Origin of the sequence: Pseudomonas sp. Q12-87, from assembly GCF_001269755.1 — a bacterium.
Lineage (GTDB): Bacteria > Pseudomonadota > Gammaproteobacteria > Pseudomonadales > Pseudomonadaceae > Aquipseudomonas > Aquipseudomonas fluorescens_S.
Genome location: NZ_LHVI01000017.1, coordinates 61,095 through 83,385, shown reverse-complemented (window position 1 = coordinate 83,385; position 22,291 = coordinate 61,095). Strand labels below are relative to the sequence as shown.

14 protein-coding genes are annotated in these 22,291 nt (G+C 60.9%); 2 read left to right on the top strand and 12 right to left on the bottom strand.

From position 1 onward, the window contains the following. Positions 1–164 precede the first annotated feature (164 nt). The 3 genes from hemN to AD663_RS11850 form a co-directional block, all read right to left on the bottom strand. Positions 165–1,553 (bottom strand): oxygen-independent coproporphyrinogen III oxidase, encoded by a 1,389-nt coding sequence (gene hemN, locus AD663_RS11860; RefSeq protein ID WP_053213774.1) that lies wholly within the window; start codon positions 1,551–1,553, stop codon positions 165–167. Continuing rightward, the gene (locus tag AD663_RS11855) at positions 1,550–2,923 is read right to left on the bottom strand and encodes a coproporphyrinogen III oxidase (protein ID WP_053213773.1); all 1,374 of its coding nucleotides are present in this window, start codon (positions 2,921–2,923) and stop codon (positions 1,550–1,552) included. Before AD663_RS11855 ends, hemN begins: the two co-directional genes overlap by 4 nt. A gap of 95 nt (positions 2,924–3,018) precedes the next feature. After that, the gene (locus tag AD663_RS11850) at positions 3,019–3,462 is read right to left on the bottom strand and encodes a CopD family copper resistance protein (RefSeq protein ID WP_053213772.1); all 444 of its coding nucleotides are present in this window, start codon (positions 3,460–3,462) and stop codon (positions 3,019–3,021) included. Between the two features lie 383 nt (positions 3,463–3,845). Here AD663_RS11850 and AD663_RS29590 point away from each other — a divergent pair, with 383 nt between their 5' ends. Further along, on the top strand, positions 3,846–9,458 hold the full coding sequence (locus AD663_RS29590) for a putative Ig domain-containing protein (protein ID WP_053213771.1): 5,613 nt from the start codon (positions 3,846–3,848) through the stop codon (positions 9,456–9,458). Positions 9,459–9,759: 301 nt separating this feature from the next. Here AD663_RS29590 and AD663_RS11840 read toward each other — a convergent pair whose 3' ends face one another. From AD663_RS11840 to gabP, 4 genes are all read right to left on the bottom strand, one after another. Then, positions 9,760–11,109 (bottom strand): TolC family outer membrane protein, encoded by a 1,350-nt coding sequence (locus AD663_RS11840; RefSeq protein WP_003181081.1) that lies wholly within the window; start codon positions 11,107–11,109, stop codon positions 9,760–9,762. Between the two features lie 2 nt (positions 11,110–11,111). Beyond that, on the bottom strand, positions 11,112–12,482 hold the full coding sequence (locus AD663_RS11835) for an HlyD family type I secretion periplasmic adaptor subunit (protein ID WP_003181079.1): 1,371 nt from the start codon (positions 12,480–12,482) through the stop codon (positions 11,112–11,114). Beyond that, positions 12,475–14,196 (bottom strand): type I secretion system permease/ATPase, encoded by a 1,722-nt coding sequence (locus AD663_RS11830; RefSeq protein WP_003181076.1) that lies wholly within the window; start codon positions 14,194–14,196, stop codon positions 12,475–12,477. Before AD663_RS11830 ends, AD663_RS11835 begins: the two co-directional genes overlap by 8 nt. A 308-nt stretch (positions 14,197–14,504) precedes the next feature. Beyond that, on the bottom strand, positions 14,505–15,905 hold the full coding sequence (gabP, locus tag AD663_RS11825) for a GABA permease (RefSeq protein WP_003181074.1): 1,401 nt from the start codon (positions 15,903–15,905) through the stop codon (positions 14,505–14,507). A 410-nt stretch (positions 15,906–16,315) separates the two neighbouring features. Between gabP and AD663_RS11820 the strand changes: the two genes are divergently transcribed. Next, a complete protein-coding gene (locus AD663_RS11820; protein WP_003181073.1) occupies positions 16,316–16,927 on the top strand; it encodes a TetR/AcrR family transcriptional regulator in 612 nt (203 codons plus the stop codon). A 56-nt stretch (positions 16,928–16,983) separates the two neighbouring features. Here the strand turns inward: AD663_RS11820 and AD663_RS11815 are convergent, their stop codons facing one another. The 5 genes from AD663_RS11815 to AD663_RS11795 form a co-directional block, all read right to left on the bottom strand. Further along, positions 16,984–18,087 carry a polyamine ABC transporter substrate-binding protein gene (locus AD663_RS11815; protein WP_003181071.1) on the bottom strand — a complete coding sequence of 368 codons (1,104 nt, stop codon included), beginning with the start codon at positions 18,085–18,087 and terminating at the stop codon, positions 16,984–16,986. A gap of 38 nt (positions 18,088–18,125) precedes the next feature. Continuing rightward, positions 18,126–19,460 (bottom strand): alginate export family protein, encoded by a 1,335-nt coding sequence (locus AD663_RS11810; RefSeq protein ID WP_053213770.1) that lies wholly within the window; start codon positions 19,458–19,460, stop codon positions 18,126–18,128. Between the two features lie 118 nt (positions 19,461–19,578). Then, a complete protein-coding gene (locus AD663_RS11805) occupies positions 19,579–20,841 on the bottom strand; it encodes a serine hydrolase (protein WP_053213769.1) in 1,263 nt (420 codons plus the stop codon). A 112-nt stretch (positions 20,842–20,953) separates the two neighbouring features. Further along, entirely contained in the window at positions 20,954–21,604 is a 651-nt protein-coding gene (locus AD663_RS11800) for a response regulator transcription factor (RefSeq protein ID WP_053213768.1), read from the bottom strand. Positions 21,605–21,697: 93 nt separating this feature from the next. Then, positions 21,698–22,291, bottom strand: coding sequence for a lecithin retinol acyltransferase family protein (locus AD663_RS11795; RefSeq protein WP_053213767.1), 594 nt, complete (start codon positions 22,289–22,291; stop codon positions 21,698–21,700).

Sequence of the window (22,291 nt, the reverse complement as noted above, 5' to 3'; positions counted from 1 at the left end):
CACAACCCGTGGCGAGGGAGCTTGCTCCCGCTGGGGTGCGAAGCGCCCCCCAAAACCCGCACTCGATCAACCTGACGCACCGCAGCGACTGAACTGAGGGGCTGCTGCGCAGCCCAGCGGGAGCAAGCTCCCTCGCCACGGGTATGGCGATTCATTCGTTGAAATCAAACCGTGCGCGAATACTGGACCGTCCGATCCGCCTCCAGGTAGGCATCGAAGGTCATGGCCACGCTGCGCATCATCAATTGGCCTTGGGGTAGCAATACCAACGCGTCATCGTGAATTTCAAGCAGTCCGTCGCGCACCTGCTCCTGGAGCTGGCTCAGTGCATCGGCAAAGTACTCGGTAAAACGAATGCCATGGGCCGAGTCGATCTGGCCAAATTCCACTCTTCCATGGCACATCAGTTCACTGATGACTTCGCGCCGCAGCCGATCGTCGTCGCTCAGCCGATAGCCGCGCTGCACCGGCAGCAAGCCTTGATCCAGACGCGCGTAATACTGGGAGATTTCCTTGACGTTCTGGTTGTAACTGTCGCCGACCTTGCCGATCGAGGACACGCCCAGGCCAATCAGGTCGCAATCGGCATGGGTGGAATACCCTTGGAAATTGCGTTGCAGCGTGCCTTGGGCGCGCGCGCGCACCAGTTCGTCGTCGGGCAAGGCGAAATGGTCCATGCCGATGTAAACGTAGCCGGCCTCGGTCAGGCGGTTGATGGTCAGTTCGAGCAGTTCCAGCTTGCGCTCCGGCGGCGGCATGTCTTCGGGCCGGATCATCCGTTGCGCCCGCACCCGCTGCGGCAGGTGCGCGTAGCTGTAGGTGGCGATGCGGTCGGGCCGCAAGGCGATGATCTTGTCCAGGGTCACGTCAAAACTGGCGATGGTCTGCAACGGCAGGCCATAGATCAAATCGACGCTCACCGACTTGAAATTCGCCTGGCGCGCCGCTTCCACCAACTCGACGACCTGGGCTTCGCTCTGCACTCGATTGACGGCCGCCTGCACCCGGGCATCGAAATCCTGGACGCCAAAACTCAAGCGATTGAACCCCAGCTGACGTAGACCTTGGATCTGTTGCGCATCGATGGTCCGAGGGTCAACCTCGATGGAAAACTCATGCTCATCGCTGTCGTCCATGTCGAACGATTGATGCAGACAGGCCATCAGGTCGGCCAACTGTTCATGGGTCAGGTAAGTCGGCGTGCCGCCGCCCAGGTGCAGTTGGGTCAGTTTGCGCGAGCGGTCGAACAGCGCCGCTTGCAAAGCGATTTCGCGCTTGAGGTACGCCAGGTATTCGGTGGCGCGATGGCTTTTGCGAGTAATGATTTTATGGCACGCGCAGTAGTAGCACAGGCTCTGGCAGAACGGGATATGGATGTACACCGACAACGGTTTCGGCACCGGTGCCAAGTTGCTGCGCTGGGCTGCGTGGCGATATTCGTCCATGGCAAACGCCTGATGGAACTGCGGAGCCGTGGGATAAGACGTGTAGCGCGGCCCGGGACGGTCATATTTCTCCACCAGGGCACGATTGAAACCGGAGGCAGCATTCATGAGCGGTTCAACTTTTCAAAAGGATAGGGGCTTGCGTCATCCGGGCCTTGGTCGAACAGATTGCAGATCGCATCCACGTTCAACCGCCCGGCGGGCAGGACGCCGATGAAACGGTTCGAGAGCTCGATCAACCCCTCGTCGTGCAAGGCCTCCAGCACCGGCCAGAGAGGTGCGAAATAGTCCCGGAACACCAAGCCGAAACGCGCCTCGATGGCCGCGATATCCAGTTCCAGGTCACAGGCAAGCTGCTCGACCACGCAGGCCTTGACCTGGTCCTGCGCCTCACAGCGCCAACCGCGCCAGACCGGCAACTGCCCAGCGTCCAGCTGCTGGCAATACTCAAGCAGGTCGTCGGTGTTCTGCACGTACAGGTGTTCGATTTGAGTGACCGCCGACAACCCGAACCCCACATGGTCACAGCAACCATGGCGGGTAAAACCCTGGCAGTTGCGATGCAGGCGTCCGTGTTCCTGGGCCACTGCCAGGTCATCGTCAGCCCTGACGAACTGGCCCAGGCCGATGTAGTGATAACCGGCCCCGATCAGCTGTTCGCAGCAGATCCTGCGCATGGCGTCTTTGTCCGCCGGGCTGCAAAACGCGCCGGCCGCCCCGGCATTTTTCGAGCGATAACGGTACGGCGCATGGGCATAGTCAAAAATGTGCAGCCGGTCCGGCTCCAGCTCGATCAGCGTTGCCAGTTTCAGGGCGAAGCTGTTCGGCGTCTGCCAGGCGTGGCCGTAACCCAGGTCAATGTTGATCGAGCGGAAACCGAACGTGCGCGCCGCATCGATCAGGGAATGGATCGGGGCCGGATTTTGATAACAATCCACCGGCAGGTCGCTGTCGGCACCGATATCCGGAACGCCGATGCTGACGTGGGTAAAGCCCTGGTCGCGAATCAAACCCATGGTCGACCAGTCGGTGTGATGCAGGTCCACCTCGATGCTGTAGTCGCCGCCGTCGTATTTGCAGAAATCGAAGCGCTTGCGCAGGTTCCCCATCAGCTTCTGCAAATGGGCAATCACCGGCGTGCCACCGGTCAGGCAAAACTGCTCGACATGCCGGCCTGCGCCCAGGTGACAACCGACCAGGCCCATTTCATAGGTCAGGCGTTGCAGGTAACCCTCGATCTCGCCGCACCGACAATCGCTGGCAAGGGGCGAACACGATGCCAGCCGCAATTGCGACGGCAGGTGCACGGCCAGGGAAAGCGGCCGTTGCTTCTGACGGCTGCTGCGCAACCCTCGAAGCAAATCGAGCGAACCGATGCCGCTGTGGAATTTCCGTGTACCGACCGGACAATCGAAATCACCCAGCTCCGGGACGCGGCCCGAAGGTCGCTCGCCGAGGGTTTGGAACAGGTCGAACATGACAATCTCCGAGTGGCTGCGCAGCGACAGTGTCCGCTGTAACCCGCCAGGTCACCTTGACTTGTATCAAGCGCCTCGACGCCACGCCGCCGGGGCTACCAGGTGATATAAAACATGCCCTTGGCCAGCAGCACGATCGCCACCATGTGCAGGAAGACGCTGGTATGGATGATGTGGACGTAGCGAGCATTCATGCGCGCGCTTTTGAACAGCCACATGGCCCAGAGAAAATGCCCCAGCACACTGCCCGCCAGCACGATCTTGAGACTCAACAACAGGCCGAAGGATGATTGCAGCGGCGACATCAATGCCGGCCAGTACCGCAGCCAGACCATGCCGCCACCGGCACCGAACAACGCCAGCAATATCCAGGGCATCAGTTGTCGGGCACGCCGGCTGATGCCCTGTTCCAGCAGCACCATGACCTTGGCGGGCAGTTGTTTGCGGATGCTTTCGAGAAACAGCACCTCGAAGAAAACCGTGCCGATGAAGGCCAGCGCGGCGAACAGGTGCAACGTCAGAAACAGCGGATAAATCATGGCGCTCCTCGGCCGCCCTCTTCTGCGGGACGGCGGTTGTTCCGAGGTTAGCGCCTGCGGCCCGACCTGGGGTTGATGCCAATCAAGGAAAACGCAGGCCCCCTGTGGGAGCGAGCTTGCCCGCGATGTCCGCAGGTCTGTTACATCCGCGTTGAATGTGCCGACGTCTTCGCGAGCAAGCTCGCTCCCACAGGGCTCGCCAACCGTCAATAGAACGTTACTTTTTTGAAACACCTCACAACCGCTGATCAGTTAAGTCCGTTTTTTTGACACTTTGCCGATACGCGGTCACAACTTTTTCGCTCCGCTGGGTCATAACACGGTGGCCGCCGATGGAATATTGGCATCTACCGAGGTTTTAAGCCTGATACGGAGATAAGCTCATGATTTTTAATGTTCAAGATTTTGGCGCCAAAGGAGATGGCGTTACTGACGACACGGCGGCGATACAAAGTGCGATCGATGCGGCGGCAGCCGCGGGGGGTGGGCAGGTCTATATGCCGACTGGGACGTACATCGTTTCGGGAGGCGAGGAACCCTCCGACGGTTGCCTGATGCTCAAGAGCAATGTCTACCTGTATGGCGACGGCATGGGTGAAACCACCGTGAAGGTGGCTGACGGCTCCGACACCAAGATCACCGGTGTCATCCGCTCGGCCTATGGCGAGGAGACCCACGATTTCGGGGTCAGCAACCTCACCATCGACGGCAACCGCGACCACACCACGGGCAAGATCGACGGCTGGTTCAACGGTTATATCCCTGGTGAAGAAGGCTACGACTCCAACGTCACCCTCGACAGCGTCGAGATCAAGGATTGCTCCGGGTACGGTTTCGACCCCCACGAGCAGACCGTCAACATGGTCATCAAGAACAGCGTGTCCCACGGCAACGGCCTGGACGGCTTCGTCGCCGACTTCCTCAGCGACAGCACCTTCGAAAACAATGTCGCCTACGACAACGACCGCCACGGCTTCAACGTCGTGACCAGCACCCATGACTTCACGCTCACCAATAATGTGGCCTACAACAACGGCGGCAATGGCATCGTCGTGCAGCGCGGCAGCGAGAACATCCCCTCTCCCAGCAACATCACCATCACCGGTGGCGAGGTCTATGGCAACGGTGCCGAGGGTGTACTGGTCAAGCTCTCCAGCGACGTGACCGTCAGCGGCGTCGATATCCATGACAACGCCAGCGCCGGTGTTCGTATCTACGGCAGCAACCACGTCGAGATCATCGATAACACCCTCAACAACAACTCCCTGGGCAGCCCGGTACCGGAGATCATCATCCAGTCCTACGATGACACCCTGGGCGTGTCCGGCAAGTATTTCAACGGCAGCGATAACACCATCCAGGGCAACATCATCAGCGGCAGCAACCTGTCGACCTACGGTGTGGCCGAGCGCAATGAGGACGGCACCGATCGCAACGCCATCATCGCCAATACCATCAGCCACACCAGTAAGGGCGCGACCCTGGTCTACGGCGATGGCAGCTACGTCAGCGCCACGGTGCCGATGACCACCGTACAAGGTACGGCCGGCAACGACACCCTGCTGGGCAGCGCCGCCAGTGAGATCTTCTACGGCGGCGCGGGCAACGACACCATCAATGGCGCGGCCGGCAGCGACATCCTGGTGGGCGGGGCCGGCGTCGACAAGCTCACCGGCGGCACGGGTGCGGACACGTTCCGTTTCGTCGCCCAGTCGGACAGCTACCGCAACGCCAGCGCAAGCTTCGACGACACCATCACCGATTTCGATGTCACCCAGGACAAGATCGACCTCGCGGGCCTGGGCTTCACCGGGTTGGGCAACGGCCGGGGCGGCACCCTGCAGATCAGCTACAGCGCCAGCAACAACCGCACCTACATCAAGGACTACGATGCCGACGCCAGTGGCAATCGCTTCGAGCTGATTCTCTCGGGCAACCTGGCCAGTACCCTGACTGCCAGCAACTTCATTTTCAACCGGGTCATCACCGGCACCACTGGCAGCGACTCGCTACTGGGCAGTGACGCCGCCGACACATTGCTCGGCCTGGCGGGCAATGACAGTCTCAGTGGCGGCGCGGGCGACGACAAGCTCGACGGCGGCGCCGGGATGGACACCCTCACCGGTGGCGCCGGTGCGGACACGTTCGTGTTCTCCAATCGCCTGGACAGCTACCGCAACTACAACACCGGCGGCGCCAACCTGGGCGACCTGATCACCGACTTCAACGTCAGCGCCGACAAGATCGATCTGTCCGCCCTGGGTTTCACCGGGCTGGGAGACGGCAAGAACAACACCGTGTACCTGGTACTCAACAGCGCCGGCACCAAGACTTACATCAAGTCCCTGGACGCCGACGCCAATGGCAACCGCTTCGAAGTGGCATTGGACGGCAACTACCTCAATACGCTGACCAGCGCCAACTTCGTCTTCGCCACGTCCTCGCCAACCAACCAGGCGCCCGTTTTGGCGACGCCGCTACTGGATCAGAACGCGACCGAAAACACCCCGTTCAGCTACGTGGTGCCCGCCACCAGCTTCACCGATCCGGATAACGACAGCCTCAGCTACACCGCCAAGTTGGCCGACGGCAGCGCCCTGCCCAGCTGGCTGACGTTCAATGCCGCGACCCGCACCTTCAGCGGCACGCCACCCGACACGGCGTCGGGCACTTATTCCATCCAAGTCACGGCGACCGATGGAAGCAACGCCACCGTCAGCGACGCCTTCACCCTCGCCGTACAAGACGTCCCCACATCCGTCATCATCAATGGCACGCCGAACAACGACACCTTGACCGGCACGGCGGCCAACGAGCAGCTGTTCGGCGGTGCCGGCAACGACACCCTCAACGGCGGCGCGGGCAATGACATCCTGGTGGGCGGCACCGGCGTGGACAAACTCACCGGTGGGGCCGGGGCCGATGTGTTCCGCTACACCTCGAAACTCGACAGCTACCGCACCGGCTCCACCAGCGTCAGTGACCAGATTCTCGATTTCGATGTGGCGGCGGACAAAATCGATGTCTCGGCCCTTGGCTACACCGGCCTGGGCAACGGTTTGAACGGCACGCTGCAAGTGACCTACAGCGCCACGAGCAATCGCACCTACCTCAAGGACCTCACCGTCGACGCCAATGGCAACCGCTTCGAGGTGTCTCTGGCAGGCAATCTGGTGAACAGCCTGACGGCCAATCATTTTGTCTTCGCCGACCAGAACACACCCAGCAACGTGGCACCGGTGGTGACGATCCCGCTCCTCGACCAGAATGCTACCGAAAGCACGCCGTTCAGCTACACCGTGACCCATGACAGCTTCACCGACGCCAACCAGGATGTACTGAGCTACACCGCGACCCTGGCCGATGGCAGCGCCCTGCCCGCCTGGCTGCATTTCAATGCTACCAACCTGACCTTCACCGGTACGCCCACCAGCACCGCTTCGGGTAACTACAACGTGCTGGTCAAGGCCACCGACCCGTCCGGTGCGTCGGTCAGCGACAGCTTCGCCTTGGCGGTGGCCGACGCACCCGCCAACACCATCACCGGAACCAGCAATGGCGAAACCCTCAATGGCACGGCGGGTTCCGACCTGATTCTCGGCCTCGCAGGCAATGACACCATCAAGGCCGGCGCCGGTGCGGACATAGTCGACGGTGGTGCAGGCCGCGACTCGCTATACGGCGGCGACGGCGCCGACACGTTCCGCTACACCAACGTGCTCGATAGCTACCGCGACTACGACACCGGCGGCGTCACGGCCACCGACACGCTCTATGACTTCACCGTCGGGGTCGACAAGATCGACGTTTCGAGCCTGGGCTTCATCGGTCTTGGCGATGGCAGCAACGGCACGCTGTACATGACGTTGAACGCGGCTGGCGACAAGACCTACATCAAGTCCGCCGAAGCCGACGCCGATGGCAATCGCTTTGAGATCGCCCTCAACGGCAACTACCTCAATACGCTGACTGCCAGCGACTTTGTCTTCGGCGAACGCGCCCAACAAGACATCCTCTACCTGCCGACCCTCGGCCAATCCAACGCGCGCCTGCTGCGCATGACCGAGGACGACGATCAATCCGGCACCTCGATGCTGGTCAAGGACCTGGACCGCTACACCACCTATGACGTGCGCAGCCAGTTCACCGATGCCGATGGCAACGGCATCGATATCGCCGTGGGCGGCAGCACGGTCAATGGCCTGTCGACCCTGGGCGCCGAGGAGCTCAAGCTGTGCTGGTGGCTGACCGACACCAACCAACCCGGGCCTGCGCTGTTGCGGGCCGTGACGTTGCTGCGCGATCAGCTCACCGAACTGCAATCGATCGACAACGTGACCATGGGCATCATCTGGGGCCAGGGCGAAGAAGCCGCCCAGGAAATCGCCCGCTCGACCGACAAGGCCGCAGCGGCTGCAGCCTATAAAGCCGCGACCTTGAAAGTGTTCGATTACCTGCACGCTCAGTTCGGCAACTTCAGCGTGTACCTGATGGAGACTGGTCACTACGAGCAGGATGCGGCCCGTGCCCGGGGTTATTCGGAAGACAAAATCGCGTCCATCGTCGACGGCGTCGGTTACGTCCGCGCCGTCCAGGAAGCCATCGCCGCCGAGCGCGCCGACGTCAAGCTGGCGGTGGACTACACCGACCTGCCCTTGCGCTATGAAGTCGATCCACTGGTGTACCCCGATGACGTCTGGCATCTACACGAGGAGTCGGCGGAAATCGTCGGCCAGCGCCTGGCCGATTACATTGCCGGAGACTTGGGCTTCCAGGGCAATCCCAACGATAACAACAGCGTGCAGGACATTTTCGATAACGCCCAGAACCAAGGTGGGCACATTTCCGGCACCGATCAGGACGATACCCTGGTGGGCAGCGCCGGCAATGACACGCTGGATGGCGACTTGGGCGCCGATACCCTCACGGGTGGCGATGGCAACGATATCTATGTGGTCGATAATGCCTTCGACAGCGTGGTGGAAACCAACACCTCGGCCTCGCAGATTGATACGGTGCAGGCCTCGGTCAGTTGGACGCTGGGGGCCAACCTCGAGAACCTGGTGCTTACCGGCGTGTCGGACATCGACGGCACCGGTAATGAACGGCGCAACTTCATCACCGGCAACGCCGCCCATAACGTGATCGACGGTGCCGCCGGGGCCGACAGCATGAGCGGCGGCGATGGCAACGACACCTACTATGTCGACAACGTCGACGACAACGTGATCGAGACCAACAGCAACGCCACGCCAGGCGGAATCGATAGTGTGCACAGCAGTCTGGCGGCCTATACCTTGGGCAGCAACGTTGAGAATCTGTATATCGATAGCGCCGGCGCCGCCAATGGCACCGGCAACGCCCTGGACAACACGCTGTTCGCCGGCGCCAGCAACAACGTGCTGGACGGGCGCGACGGCAACGACACGGCGTCGTTTGAACGCGCCCTCTCGGGCGTTACCGTCAACCTTTCCACGTCAGCGCAGCAAAACACCGTGGGCTCCGGGCTCGACACCTTGAAATTCATCGAGAACCTGACCGGCAGCGCCTATGCCGACACACTGTCGGGCAACAGCGCGGGGAATATCCTCAACGGCGGCGCGGGCAACGATACGCTGGTGGGCGGTTCGGGCGATGACCGGCTGATCGGTGGCGCCGGCACCGATAACCTCACCGGCGGCACCGGCGCGGACACCTACGTGTTTGGGGCGTTGTCGGAGATGGGCGTGGGTGCCTTGCGCGATGTGATCAACGGTTTCAAGAGCACCGAGGGTGATCATTTGGATCTCACCGGCCTGGACGCCAACCCACAGACCGCCACGCTGGATGCCTTCACGTTCATCGGCAGCGCCGCCTTCGACTCCACCAACGCCACCGGCCAACTGCGTTTCGCCGACGGCATCCTCTCCGGCAGTACCAACGCCGACGCCACCCCCGAGTTCGAGTTCGAACTGGTCGGCGTCAAGGAGCTGCACGCCAGCGACTTTACTGCCTGAAACGATGCGAGTTTGCTCGCGATGACGGCAGCCCATCCAAGATGGATGCAAGCTGATCCGCCGTCTTCGCGAGCAAGCTCGCTCCCACAGGGGTATGCGGTGCCAAGGGAAACCCAGGTGAATCACAGCTGAGAATGTAGGCGGCTTTTGTGGTGAGGATTTATTCCCTCGCCACAGGGTTTGGTAGTGGGTGCTTTTGTGGCCTGATCAACCCAGCCCGAGCCAAACACAAAACCGTGGCGAGGGAGCTTGCTCCCTCGCCACGTGAACCGGGTTGCGAGCCGTCCTGCAAGTGGGTTGTCTAGAACAGGCTTTGCACTTGTTCCAGCACGGCGCGGTTCATTTGGCCGGTGTGGGTGTGCAGGCTCACGTAGCTTTGCAGCATGTCGAGTTTGGTGTTGAGCAGGTCTCGCCGGGCCTGGAACAGTCGCTGCTGCGCATCGAGAATGTCGACGGTGGAACGCACGCCGCCCTGGAAGCCCTTTTCGGTCGAGGTCAGTGCCCGCTGATTGGACTCCACTGCCCGCTGCATCGCCTTGCTCTTGGTGAAACCGGCGACGACGCCCAGGTAATCGGTCTCGATGTCCTCGGCCAATTGTTGGCGCTGTACATCGTATTCCGACTGGGCCCCGGCCAGTTGTGCTTCGGCCTTGGCCACTGAGGCACGCACCGCCCCGCCGCGATACAGCGGAATGTCCAGTTGCACGCCGACGTAATAGGTGTCCTGGCGCGGGTCGAGTTCCTGGTATTGGCGGGTTTCCCGGCGGGTCAACTGAGTGGTCAGCGACAAGGTCGGATAATGCCCGGCGCGCTGGCTGTCGGCCTGGGCTTCGGCGACCTTCACCGCCGCCAACCGGGCGGCCAGCTCGGGGCTGGCTTCGCGGGCGATCGCCGTCCAGTACGGCAGGTCCTGCTCCGGTGGGATTGGGCTGGCAGTGGCCAGTTCTTCGCGCATCGGCTGGATGTCATCGATCGGCACACTGGCGCGACCGGACAAGGCCCGCAGCGCCGCCACGCGGCGGGCCTGGGCTTCAGTCTCCTGGGCTTCCACCAGATCGAGCCGCGCCTGGGCTTCATCGATATCGGTGACCGCGCCCTGGCCGCCCTGATAGAGCTTTTTGCTCTGGATGACCAAGCCTTGGATCGCGGTTTTTTGTTGGGCAATCAGCTTGATCTCGTTCTCGGCCCGGGCCACGTCGAAATAGCCTTTGGCGACCCGGTCAAACAGGGTCTGGCCAGCAACATCGAATACTTGCACGCCCAACTGCCCCCGCGCCTTGCCCTCCTGGTACGCCGCCCAACGGCCCTTGTCGTACAGCGGTTGTTGCGCCGCGAGGGTGACGTTGTTCGCCTGGTAATCGTTACTGTTGACATAGCCACGGTCGTCACCGCCATCGGTGCGCCCGCCATAGCCATAACGGGACGTCAGCGACACCTGCGGATAAAGGCCACCGCGCCCGATCGCCTCTTCATGCCGCGAAGCATCGTAGGCATGGGCAGCCGATTGCACGGTCGGGTCATTGAGACGCGAGGCATCGTAGGCAGCCGTCAGGCTCAGCCCACCTTCGGCAGCCCACACCGGGCTGACCGCCCCATAACTGGTACACAGGCTCAGCAACACACGAGCGCCATACCGGAACCGCCCCATCATCTTCATTCCTCCTTGAAGGCGGCCAACAAGCGCTCGCGCAAAGGTTTCATCAGGTAGTTCATCAACGTGCGCTCGCCGGTCACCACGGTGACATCGGCGAGCATGCCCGGACGCACCAGCAGGCCGGCGCTCTGCAACGATGCGACGGTGTCGGCGGGAATCTCGACCTTGGCGGAAAAGTACGGCTGGTGCGTCTGCTCATTGATCAACTGATCCGCCGATACGGTGGTCACTGTGCCGGTCACCGTCGGCGTATCCACCCGTTGCAGCGCGGTGAAATGCACATGCACCGGCAGCCCCGGGCGCAATTTGTTGGCCATCAGCGGCTCGAAACGCGCCGTGATCGCCATCGGCGCGTCCAGTGGCACCACTTGCATCAGGGTTTGGCCGGCCTGCGCGACACCGCCCACGGTATGGATGCTCAGGTCCATGACCTGCCCCGATACCGGGGCGCGGATCGCACCGTTGTCGACTTCGAACTGCAAGGCGCGGATCTGATCGGCGTACCCTGCGGCTTCGGCCGAGACTTCGCTCAGTTGGGTTTCGGCATCGCGACGAAATTCCTGTTGCGCCTGCAAGGCCTTGAGCCGGCTTTCGTTGATCGCCTGGCGCGTCCTGCCGACGTCGCCCACCCCGGACGCGATCTGCCCCGCCAGTTGGGCGGCGTTGCGCTCGGCCTCGAAAAGTTTATTGCGCGGCACGTAGCCTTCTCGGGCCAGGTCCCGCAGGCCTTCAAGCTCCTGCTGCTGGAAGCGCATCTGCGCATCGTAGTTGCGCTTGACGCCCTCGTAGCCTTGCAATTGCTGCTGCAACGCCGCGGCTTCGTGCTCGATGATCTGCAAGCGGCTGCCCAGCTCAGCGCGACGGGTGATGAACAACTGGTTCTGCAAAGCCATCGCAGCCTTGACCCGTGGCTCATCGGCACGCTCAAGCAATTCAGCGGGCCATTGGATCTCGGCAGCGCCTATACGCTCGGCAATCAGCCGCGCCTCAACGCTGCGGTCATTGAGCAATTTGCCCAAGGTCACGTCCAGTTGCGACTGGGCCTGCACGGTGTTGAGCTGCACCAACAGCTGCCCTTGGGTGACACGGTCGCCGTCGCTGACCAGCAGTTTTTCCACCACGCCGCCCACCAGCGACTGCACCGCCTTGCGTTCGCCCGCCACCACTACGGTGCCGCTGCCGACCACGCCTTGGTCGAGCGGCGCCAGGCAGGCCCAAAGCAGGAAACCTCCCAGCGTCAAGACCAGAAAACCCACCCCGTAGCGCGCCGCGCCCCTGGCGTCGGTACTGGCGCTGGGCAGCAAAGTTGAATTGCGCACGCTCAGCCCTTGCTCGCTGAACGTTTGTGCCGCCGGTGTCAGATCACGCATCTTCGCCCGCCTCCCTGACCGCTGCCGCCCTCGGCCCCGGCATCAGTGCCTTGAGTACCCGTTCCCGTGGACCGAAGGCCTGTTGAGTCCCGTCCTTGAGCACCAGGATGTGATCGACCACGGCCAGCACACTGGGCCGATGGGTAATCAGTACCACCGTGCTGCCAGCTGCCTTGAGCACATTGATGGCCTGGATCAGCGCCAGCTCGCCGGCCTCGTCGAGATTGGAATTGGGCTCATCGAGCACAATCAGTGAAGGTCGTCCGTAGAGCGCCCGAGCCAGGCCCAGGCGCTGCTTCTGGCCGCCGGACAAGCCAAGCCCGCCTGGCCCCAGCGGCGTGTCGTAGCCCTTGGGAAACCTCAGGATCATCTCGTGAATACCCGCGTGCCGCCCGGCGGCGATGATTTTGTCGGCATCCTGCTCACCGAAGCGGGCAATGTTGTCGGCCACCGTACCGTCGAACAGCTCGATGTCCTGCGGCAGGTAGCCCAGGTGCGGGCCGAGGGCGTCGTGGGTCCATTGGCTGATTTCGGCCTCGTCCAGGCGCACCGACCCGCCCATGGCTGGCCACACCCCGACCATTGCCCTGGCCAGGGTCGATTTACCGCTGGCGCTGGGGCCGACGACAGCGAGTACTTCGCCTTTGGCCAGGCTGAAATGAATGCCCCGCAGGATCGGTTGCGTGGCCCCGGGCGGGCCGACATACAGCTGCTCCAGGCGTACCGCACCGGTGGGCGGGGGCAAAGGCATGCGCAGGCGCTCACGTGGGTGTTGGGTCAGCAATTGGCTCAGGCGCTGATAGCTCTGGCGGCCGGAATTGAATTGTTTCCACGAGCCGATGGCAATTTCCACGGGCGCCAGGGCCCGGCCCAGCAACAGCGACATCGCAATCATCATGCCCGCCGACAATTGCCCCTCAAGCACCAGCAACGCTCCGAGGCCCAGGGCCAGGGACTGCCCGGAAATCCGCACGAAACGGGTCGCAGACGTGATGCGTGCGCCACGGTCGCTGGCGTGGGCCTGGGCAGCGATGATGCGTCGCTGTAGCAGGCTCCAGCGTTGGCGCAACGGCCCGAGCATGCCCAGGGCCTGGATGACTTCAGCGTTGTGCAGCGTGCTGTTCACATAAATCGACGACTGCACGCCCAACCGATTGGCTTCCCCCAGGCGCGAACGCGTCGCCAGTTCGCCCCACAGCGCCAGGCCGATCAGCACCAAGGCCAGCACCAGCGTCAGCACACCGAACCAGGGATGAAAAATGAACGCCACCAGCAGAAAGATCGGCAGCCAAGGCGCATCGAGCAAGGCGATCAGGCCCTGGCCGGTGATCAACTGCCGCAGCGTGGCCAGATCGCTGAGCACTTGCGCCGGGTTGGCGTTGTGCTCGCGCAGGCTGCGGGCGAACGCCGCATCGAAAATCCGCTCGCCCAGGGCCTCGTCCAGCCCTGCGCTCATGCGAATCATCACCTCGCCGCGTACCCATTCGATCAGGGCACTGAACATGAACAGCCCCAAGGCAATCAGGGTGAGCATGAACAACGTGGTTTCGTTGCGGCTGGTGAGGACCCGGTCGTACACCTGCATCATGTACAGCGACGGCACCAGCACCAGTAGATTGATGACACCACTGAACAGCGCCAACGACCAGAACACGCGGCGGTAGCTCAGTAAGGCAGCATCGATGTCATGACGCGGATCAAGTAGAAACCCCATGGAAAATCGCCTGCAAGAGAAATTGTCGGTCCAGGACGCAATCCATCGCGAGGCTCTTTTTCCCGAGGATGCTCGAGAAAAAACTATCCAGCTAACGTGCCGATACCAGGGACGATCCTCATCCCTACAGACGCCAATTACTGACAACGCGGCCGCAGCTTAGTGCCGGTTCGCAGGGCTGGGTTTGCAAGTGGGTGACAGGCGGAGGGGCCGCGCCTCAAGACTGAGGTTCTTGCCGCTTGAATGGGCGAGAAAGGCGGGTTTGTTGACGCCAGTAACGTGGCGTCAACAGGGCAAAAACGAGCGGGCTAGCCGAGGGAAGCGACCCGCTCCGGCTCGGGCGGATGCCGCGACGTCAGCAGGCCGATAAGAGAAATGATCAGCGCCAGGCCCAGGGTTGTACTGACCTCGCTGCGGTGCTCGGGCGCAACCATCATCACTGCCAGCGCCGCCGAAATGAACACGATGACCAACCAGGTCAACCAGGGAAACAGCCACATGCGAAAAGGCAACTCGATATTCTGGCGCTGCAACATCCGCCGCATGCGCAACTGTGAAATGGCGATCACCAGGTACACCAGCAAGGCGATGGCGCCGGAGCTGGCGAGCAAGAACTGGAACAGCCCGGCGGGCATGAAATAACTGAACAAGGTGATACCAGCACCCAGCACGGTACTGGCAATGACTGCAGACCTCGGAACGCCGGCCGATGACGTCACCTTCAATGCCTTTGGCGCATCGCCACGGCGCCCCAGGGAGTACAGCATCCGCGAAGCGATATAGATCGAGGAGTTCATGCAACTGGCCACGGCAATCAGCACCACCACGTCCACCAGGAATTTGGCGTGAGGGATGTTCATCAGCTCCAATGCACGCTGGTAGGACCCCACTGAAGCGAGGAGCGGATCGTCCCAAGGTACCACGGAAATGACCACGAAGATCGACAGCAGGTAGAACACACCGATACGCCAGATCACCGAACGAGTGGCCTTGGCGATGTTCTGCGCGGGATTATCGGATTCAGCCGCCGCGATGGTCACCGCCTCCGTGCCGATAAAACTGAACATGATGGTAATGAACGCTCCCACCACCGCCGACAAGCCGTTGGGGGCGAACCCGCCATGCTCCTCCATCAACCGACTCAGGCCGCTGGCTTCACGTTCGGGAATCCACCCCATCAGCACAGCAAAACCCAGGGAGATGAAGCCGATGATCGCCACGACCTTGGCCATGGCGAACCAGAACTCGAACTCGCCGTACTTGGACACGCTGAACAAATTCGTCACGGCCAGCGCCACGATCGACACCGAGGCAAACAACCAGGCATCGATGGCGGGAAACCATTGATTCAATACATGACCGGCGGCCAGCGCCTCGATAGGAATCACCAACACCCAGAACCACCAGTAGAGCCAACCGATGGTGAAGCCCGCCCAGCGTCCGATGGCTTGATCGGCATATGTGGAGAAGGAGCCAGTGTCCGGGTTGGCGACCGCCATCTCACCCAACATGCGCATGACCAGGACCACCAGCAACCCGGAAAACAGGTAGGCCAGCATGACGGCCGGGCCGGCGGCGGCGATGGCATGGCCCGATCCCACGAACAGACCTGCACCGATGATTCCGGCAATGGACAACATAGTGACGTGACGAGGCTTGAAGCCCTGTGCCAGATGTCCGTTCGAATCCTTGAAACTGGGGCTGGTCATTTTCTTATTCTCTTGTAATCGAACATTGAGCCGCGCGCAGGGCAGTCGGTGTTTGCGGTTTTCGCGCCCCTCCTGGAAGCGGCACCTCTTGGCTGTGTTGATCCACCCCGGGCGAACGTGCGCACTTATGGCGAAAGTCGCGCCACGTTACCTGTCTTCCCTGCCGAGTCAGTTACCTGAACGCGCCATCTCCGTGCCTGATTTCGCCAAGTGGAGCATGGCGTTTTGCCTGCTGGCAGGCGTCTAGGCCGCGGTATCCAGCCTGGCATTGAGGAGCGCCAAGGAAATAAACCCTTTAAAAACTTTACTGGGTTAAGTATTTTGCATGCCTATGCCCAGCTCGTTGCCAACCAGCAATCCTGTTGGTGCGCCAAGGGTCTTCAACCTCTTCTTATCAACAAGGACCTCCCGTGAGCGGACTGCGTGAACGTCAGAAAGCCGAACGCCGCCAAGCCATCAGCAAGGCCGCCGTCGAATTGTTCGAACGCCAGGGTTTCCAGACCACCACCATCGAACAGATCGCCAGCCAGGCCGGTGTATCGGCCCCTACGGTGTTCAAGTATTTCGGCAACAAGCAGGAGATCATCCTCGAAATTCTCCACGAGGCCGACCGGCGTGCGCTCAAGGACACCCGCAGCCAGATTCCTGAAATCCAAGACCCGGTCCAAGCGCTGTGTTATCTGGAGCGCCTGTTGACCGGTTACGCGTTGGAAGTCATGCACCCAAGCCTGTGGCGCGAGTTGCTGCCGCTGATCCTGTTTGGTGGCGACAACGGATTGCCCGAAGGTTATCGCGCCATGAACGATGCGCTCAGGGCCGAAATCAGTGGGCTGATCAGGGAGTTGCAGCAGGCCGGCAAACTGCGGCCCGACCTTGACGTTGAGTTGGCCGCGTTCCTGCTGAACGACTATTCGCACCTGCAACTGTACCGGCTGGTCAACCAGGAGCAGCCGGACGTCGAAGCTCATTCCGCCCAGGTCAGGCGCATCACCGAACTGCTGTTCTACGGCATGCGCGCCTGAACAAACGTGGCGCAACGCGTTCCGGCAAGCCCGGCGTTACACGCCGGGCAGCAGGCTCAACGCTGAGTCTTGATGGTGATCCAGGTGCGGGTACGAATCCGCTCCACCGCTGCCGGCACGGGCGCCAATGCGAACAGGGTCTTGCGCGCCTCGTCCGGCACATACATCGCCGGGTTGTTGCGGATCTCAGGATTGACCAGCGCCGTCGCGTCCTTGTTCGGGTTGGGGTAGCCGATCTTGTTGCTGATCCGCGCAATGACGTCCGGACGCAAGATGTAATTGATGAACGCGTAGGCTTCCGCGACATGGGGCGCGTTGGTCGGCACCATCATCACGTCCGACCACATCGGTGCGCCTTCCTTGGGCAAGGCCATCTCCACCTTGACCCCCTTCCCTGCATCTTCTGCCAGTCGTTTGGCCAAGGCTACGCCGCCGGACCAACCGACCCCGACGCAGATCTCACCGTTGGCCAGGTCCATGCCGTAGCGCGACGAATTGAAATAAGTGATGTAGGGACGGACCTTGAGCATCGCCGCCTGGGCCCGGGGGTAATCCTCGCGTTTCTGGCTGTTGGGATCGAGGCCTTCGTAATGCAGGGCAATCGGCACGATTTCGTTGGCGGCGTCGAGCAAGCCGACGCCGCAGCTGGCCAGCTTGGCCATGTTCTCTTCCTTGAAAAGAATGTCCCAGGTGTTCATTTGCACATCGGCACCCAACGCCTTGCGGACCATGTCGACGTTGTAGCCGATCAACGTCGTGCCCCACAGGTACGGCGCCGCGTAACGGTTGCCCGGGTCACCCACCGCTTCGAGGGATTTCATGAACTCGGGGTCCAGGTGTTGCCAGTTCGGCAATTGGCTGCGGTCCAGCGGCTGCACTGCCCCGGCGGCGATCATGTGGCTGACATTGGAACTGCTTGGGTACACCACGTCGTACCCGGAGTTACCGGTCAGCAGTTTCGACTCCAAGGTTTCGACGCTATCAAAGACGTCGTAGATCGGGCGGATCCCGGTTTCTTCCTGGAAGCTTTTCAGGATCTCCGGCGGCAGGTACTCGATCCAGTTGTAGATCCGCACCGTCCGCTCCTCGGCAAGGGTTGCCCCACTTACCGACAAGGAAACGACTGCGCCCAGCAAGGTGTTACGCAAAAACTTGTTCATGCTCAAACACTCCAGCGCGGCCCCGGGGCTCGCGGCACTTAGTAGCGGTAGGTGAGATAGAGTTCCAGCGCGCTGAACTTCTGATCGTCGCCAAACACTTGCTTGGCCGCGGCCATTGGCTTGACCCAGTTATAGGACAGCGAAGTGGTGAGTGACTTCGACGCCGCCCAATCCAGGAAGATGACGCTCTCGTCGGCGAAGCGCCGGTCACTGACCGCTGCCCCCAGGTAGTTTTTCTCGTCCAACCAGAACTGGTAGTGAATCGCACCGAGTGTCAGGGTTTCATTGAGATGAGTCTTGAGAGAAAACTGTTGGACGTTTTCGTTGCTGTTGAACAGCAGGTAATTGCCGACGACATCGCCCACCAGCCAGGTTGCCCAATCGATAAAGCCTTTGCTGAGCGGGTCCCAGGACTCCTGGCGATTGTCGCTGAGATCACTGTCACCGGAGAAACTGGCGTATCGATAACCCAGGATAGGCGTCAGCGGTAACGTGTCGAAGGCATAGTCCGCCTGGCCATACCAGGCCTTGGCGTGGTAATCGACTCCGGAACCGTTGCCCCGCTGCAGCGCATATTCGGCGTTCAGCGTCAGCGCCGGCAACCCCGGCATCTTGGCGTTGAGAGCCCGGACGTTGTACACCTGCATGCCGTCCCGGCTCAATGGCGTCGTGCCCTTGGGCGCAAGCGCGTTGACCTTCATCGCCATGGCGCCCAACGTCACCTGGCTATCAAGGTTGTAGTCCAGGTTGACGCCGGTCATCCGGAAATCCCCCAGATCGTCATCGGTGCGCAGGGTGAACGCCTGGGTCTTCAGGGCGCCATGGTCCCAGGCCAGGATCGCCGAATCCTTGAACGCCGTTCTTGGCGCGAGCCAATAGGCACCGTCCTTGAGCTGATCGAGGTTGCCGTCCATGACGATAAAGCCGTTGCCGATCATGTAGTTCTGCCGGCCAGCCGTGAACTTCCACTCCCCAGCCCGGAAACCACCGTACAACTCCTCCAGCGCCACATCACCATCGGAGCTGCGCGTGAAACCACCGGCATCACCATCACCTACCGTGGTCGCGGCCACGAGTGAACCGCCGGCCAACAGACTGAAATCCGGCTGCAAGGCGTAGTCCAGCGTGACGCCAGGCTTGACGTAGAATTCCTGCCAGTCGATTTTCGTGCCGTCATTGCTGCGGCTACGCATGTCCACCCGACCACTGCCGAAATTGACGTTGCGCGTGGAGAGTGTCGCCGCACCGGCGCTAAGATTGACCTCGCCCTTGAGGGCGCCCTCCTCGAAGGTGTATCCCGCCCAAGCGGCTTGAGCGGTCAGGGGTAAGCCGAACGCCAACAGCGTTCGGGACCAACGTGTCATGCAAACCATATGAAGCTCCTGTCTGATTTATTGTTGTTACAGGGCAGTAAATGGCGGCGCAGGGCCTCGCCAACACCTGGCCGGGCCAGGTGAACGGAACACAAATTCTTGTAATGGGCGGACGTGGTCAGCGAGTCAGGTGCGCCGCGATAGCCCGCAGCATGCGCACGCTGTCGCCGTCGAACGGACTGACGGCTTCGTCCAGGGACGATTGCTTGACGACCACCACGCCGGATGGCTTGTCGATGAACAGGTATTGCCCGTGGATACCGCCCGCCAAGAGCGCCTGGCTGTGGTCGTTGAAGACGTACCACTGACTGCGGTAGGACGCGCCTGGGGTCCACGCGCTGAAGTCCGGGGATGTCGTGTAGATCGCCGGATCGGCGCCAGCGACGATACCGGCGATTGCCTCGCCGCAGAGCAGTTGTCGCCCTTCATGACGACCTTCGTTGGCCAGTAGCCGACCGAACCGCGCCATGTCCCGCAACGTGGCACTGAAACCGGCGCCGGCAACGTTGCGCCCCCAGGGATCGGCCAGGAAATAGCCGTCGCGCTCACAGCCCAGTTGGCTCCAGATGTCTTGCAGCAACTGATGACAAGCCTTGCCGCAGGCACGTTCCATGACCCAGGCCAACGCTTCGGTGGTGGCTGTCACGTAATGAAAAAACCCGCCGTGGCTGCCGCGTTTCTTCAGGGTTGGCAAGTATTGGTACAGGGATTCGAACTGCCCGTATTGCGCGGGCGCCGGTTGGAAACCGCTGGCATAGCCGTACTGGGAACTCTCTGAATGCGGGTCTTCATAGACTTCGCTGTAATCGATGCCCACGGCCATGTCGAACAACTGGCGCACGGTTGCATCGGCAAATGCGCTTCCAGCCAGTTCCGGCACGTAATGCGCCGCAGGCAACGCGGTGTCCAGCAACCCCTCGCAAACCAGCTGTTCGCCCAAGGTGCCGATCAGCGATTTGGTCACGGAAAACATGACATGCCGGTCCTCGGGACGCTGGCCATTGAAGTACCGTTCGAACAGTACGGTGTCGCCCTGAAGCACCAGGAACCCATCGGTCTGGCTGGCAACGAGGTGCTCGATCACGCTGATACTCAAACCCGACTCGCTGTCGAAATGCAGCGCATCCAACGCTTGGTGAGCCGCTATCAAAGGGCTGACCGGCCCAGTACCTGCCTGCACATCAATACTCGGGCGCAGGCGCGCCAGGTTGCGAAACCCCCATTGGTTGAAAGGGGGCTGCATCCAGTTGTTCCAGGTGACGCGGTGGTTGGACTCGGCAGGAAAACCTTGCATAAGCAAAGGCGCGTTGCGGGCGTCGGATGACAATTCATGAGTCTCGACGTAAAGACTGGCCAATGAAGGCACGGTGTTCTGATTCATCGGGTTGCCCCTGGAAATGACTCTGCGTAAAAGCAGATGCAGGAGAATAATTACCCGATGTAATTTTTTAGTCAATAAATCTTTTTACCGACAAGCAGAAGATCTGTCTGGCTCAGTTCCCCTGCCCGGTGCCCAAGGATTGCGCCATGCGAACCAGGTCTGCGAAGGATTTGGCCTGCATTTTTTTCATGGCGTGGGCACGATGGATTTTCACGGTGATTTCGCTCAGGTTCATTTGCCCGGCAATTTGCTTGTTCATCAGGCCTTTTACGGCCAGGGCCATGACTTCTTTTTCACGGACCGTGAGCGTTTGGTAATGGGCATGCAGATCCGAAAATTGTTGCTCGATTTCCCGGCGCCTGACATCCGCCTGAAGCGCGGCGGACACCGCGTCCAGCAAGTCCTGTTCGCGAAACGGTTTGGCCAGGAAATCCACGGCACCGGCTTTCATCGCCTTGACCGACATCTCGATGTCGCCGTGGCCGGTGATGAAAATGATCGGGATATTGGCGTTCGAGTTGGCCAACTGAGCTTGGAAGTCCAGGCCGCTGACGCCCTGGAGCCGTACGTCAAGCACCAGGCAACTGGCGCCTTCGGTCTTGGGTTGCCGAAGAAACTCAGCGGTGGAGGCGAACGTCTCGACATGGATCCCAACAGAGCGCAAAAGATTACTCAGCGCATTGCGCATGGAGTCATCGTCATCCACCACGAACACGACAGAGCCTTTGCGGCCCGGTTCACTGGATGAAGAACTACCAGTCATGGACGTTACCTTGGACGGATTGAAAGAGAAAAAATTGTAGCACAGCGACCGTGTCGTAATGGGCTCGCAAGTCCCCCTGCCCTGGGCCAAAAATCAGGCAATCAGATACGGCTCCAACGCCGAAATAAAAGCGAATAGATAACGGGGCCGCTTGAAGTAAGCGTTGACTTGGAGGCTGTAGTTTTTGCCGCTGACGCACCAGTTGCAAAAGTGCTCGCAGTTGTTGGAGAGAATGCGGTAACGATTCTCACCGAGTCTCGATCGCGCCCGCTGGGCAATTTCATCGCAGGAATACTGACCCTGTTCTGGCAACATCCAGATCGGCTTGCCGTTGGCGAAATGCTCCAGGTCGGTCACTTCGATGGGCCCGGATCTGAGCGAACCGCTGAACCCGGAATAATGAGCGACGTCATGGCCGCCCAGGTATATCCCATGGTGCAGGTAGAAACCGCGTGGGCTGATCAGATGCGCACCTATCGGTACGTTGTTCGTCGGTTGTTCAAGATCGACCAACTTCACCAAGCCGTCAGTCGTGTCGCACTTGCGAGTTTCTGCGGGAAGTCGTCCCTCAGGTATCGAGATACTCACGCGATAGCAAGCATTCGTCGTTAAGAGCGCCATGCAAACAAGCGCTATTGAACGAAGTGCAGAACGTTCATCAATTGCCCGGCTGGTTAAATAGTTCAT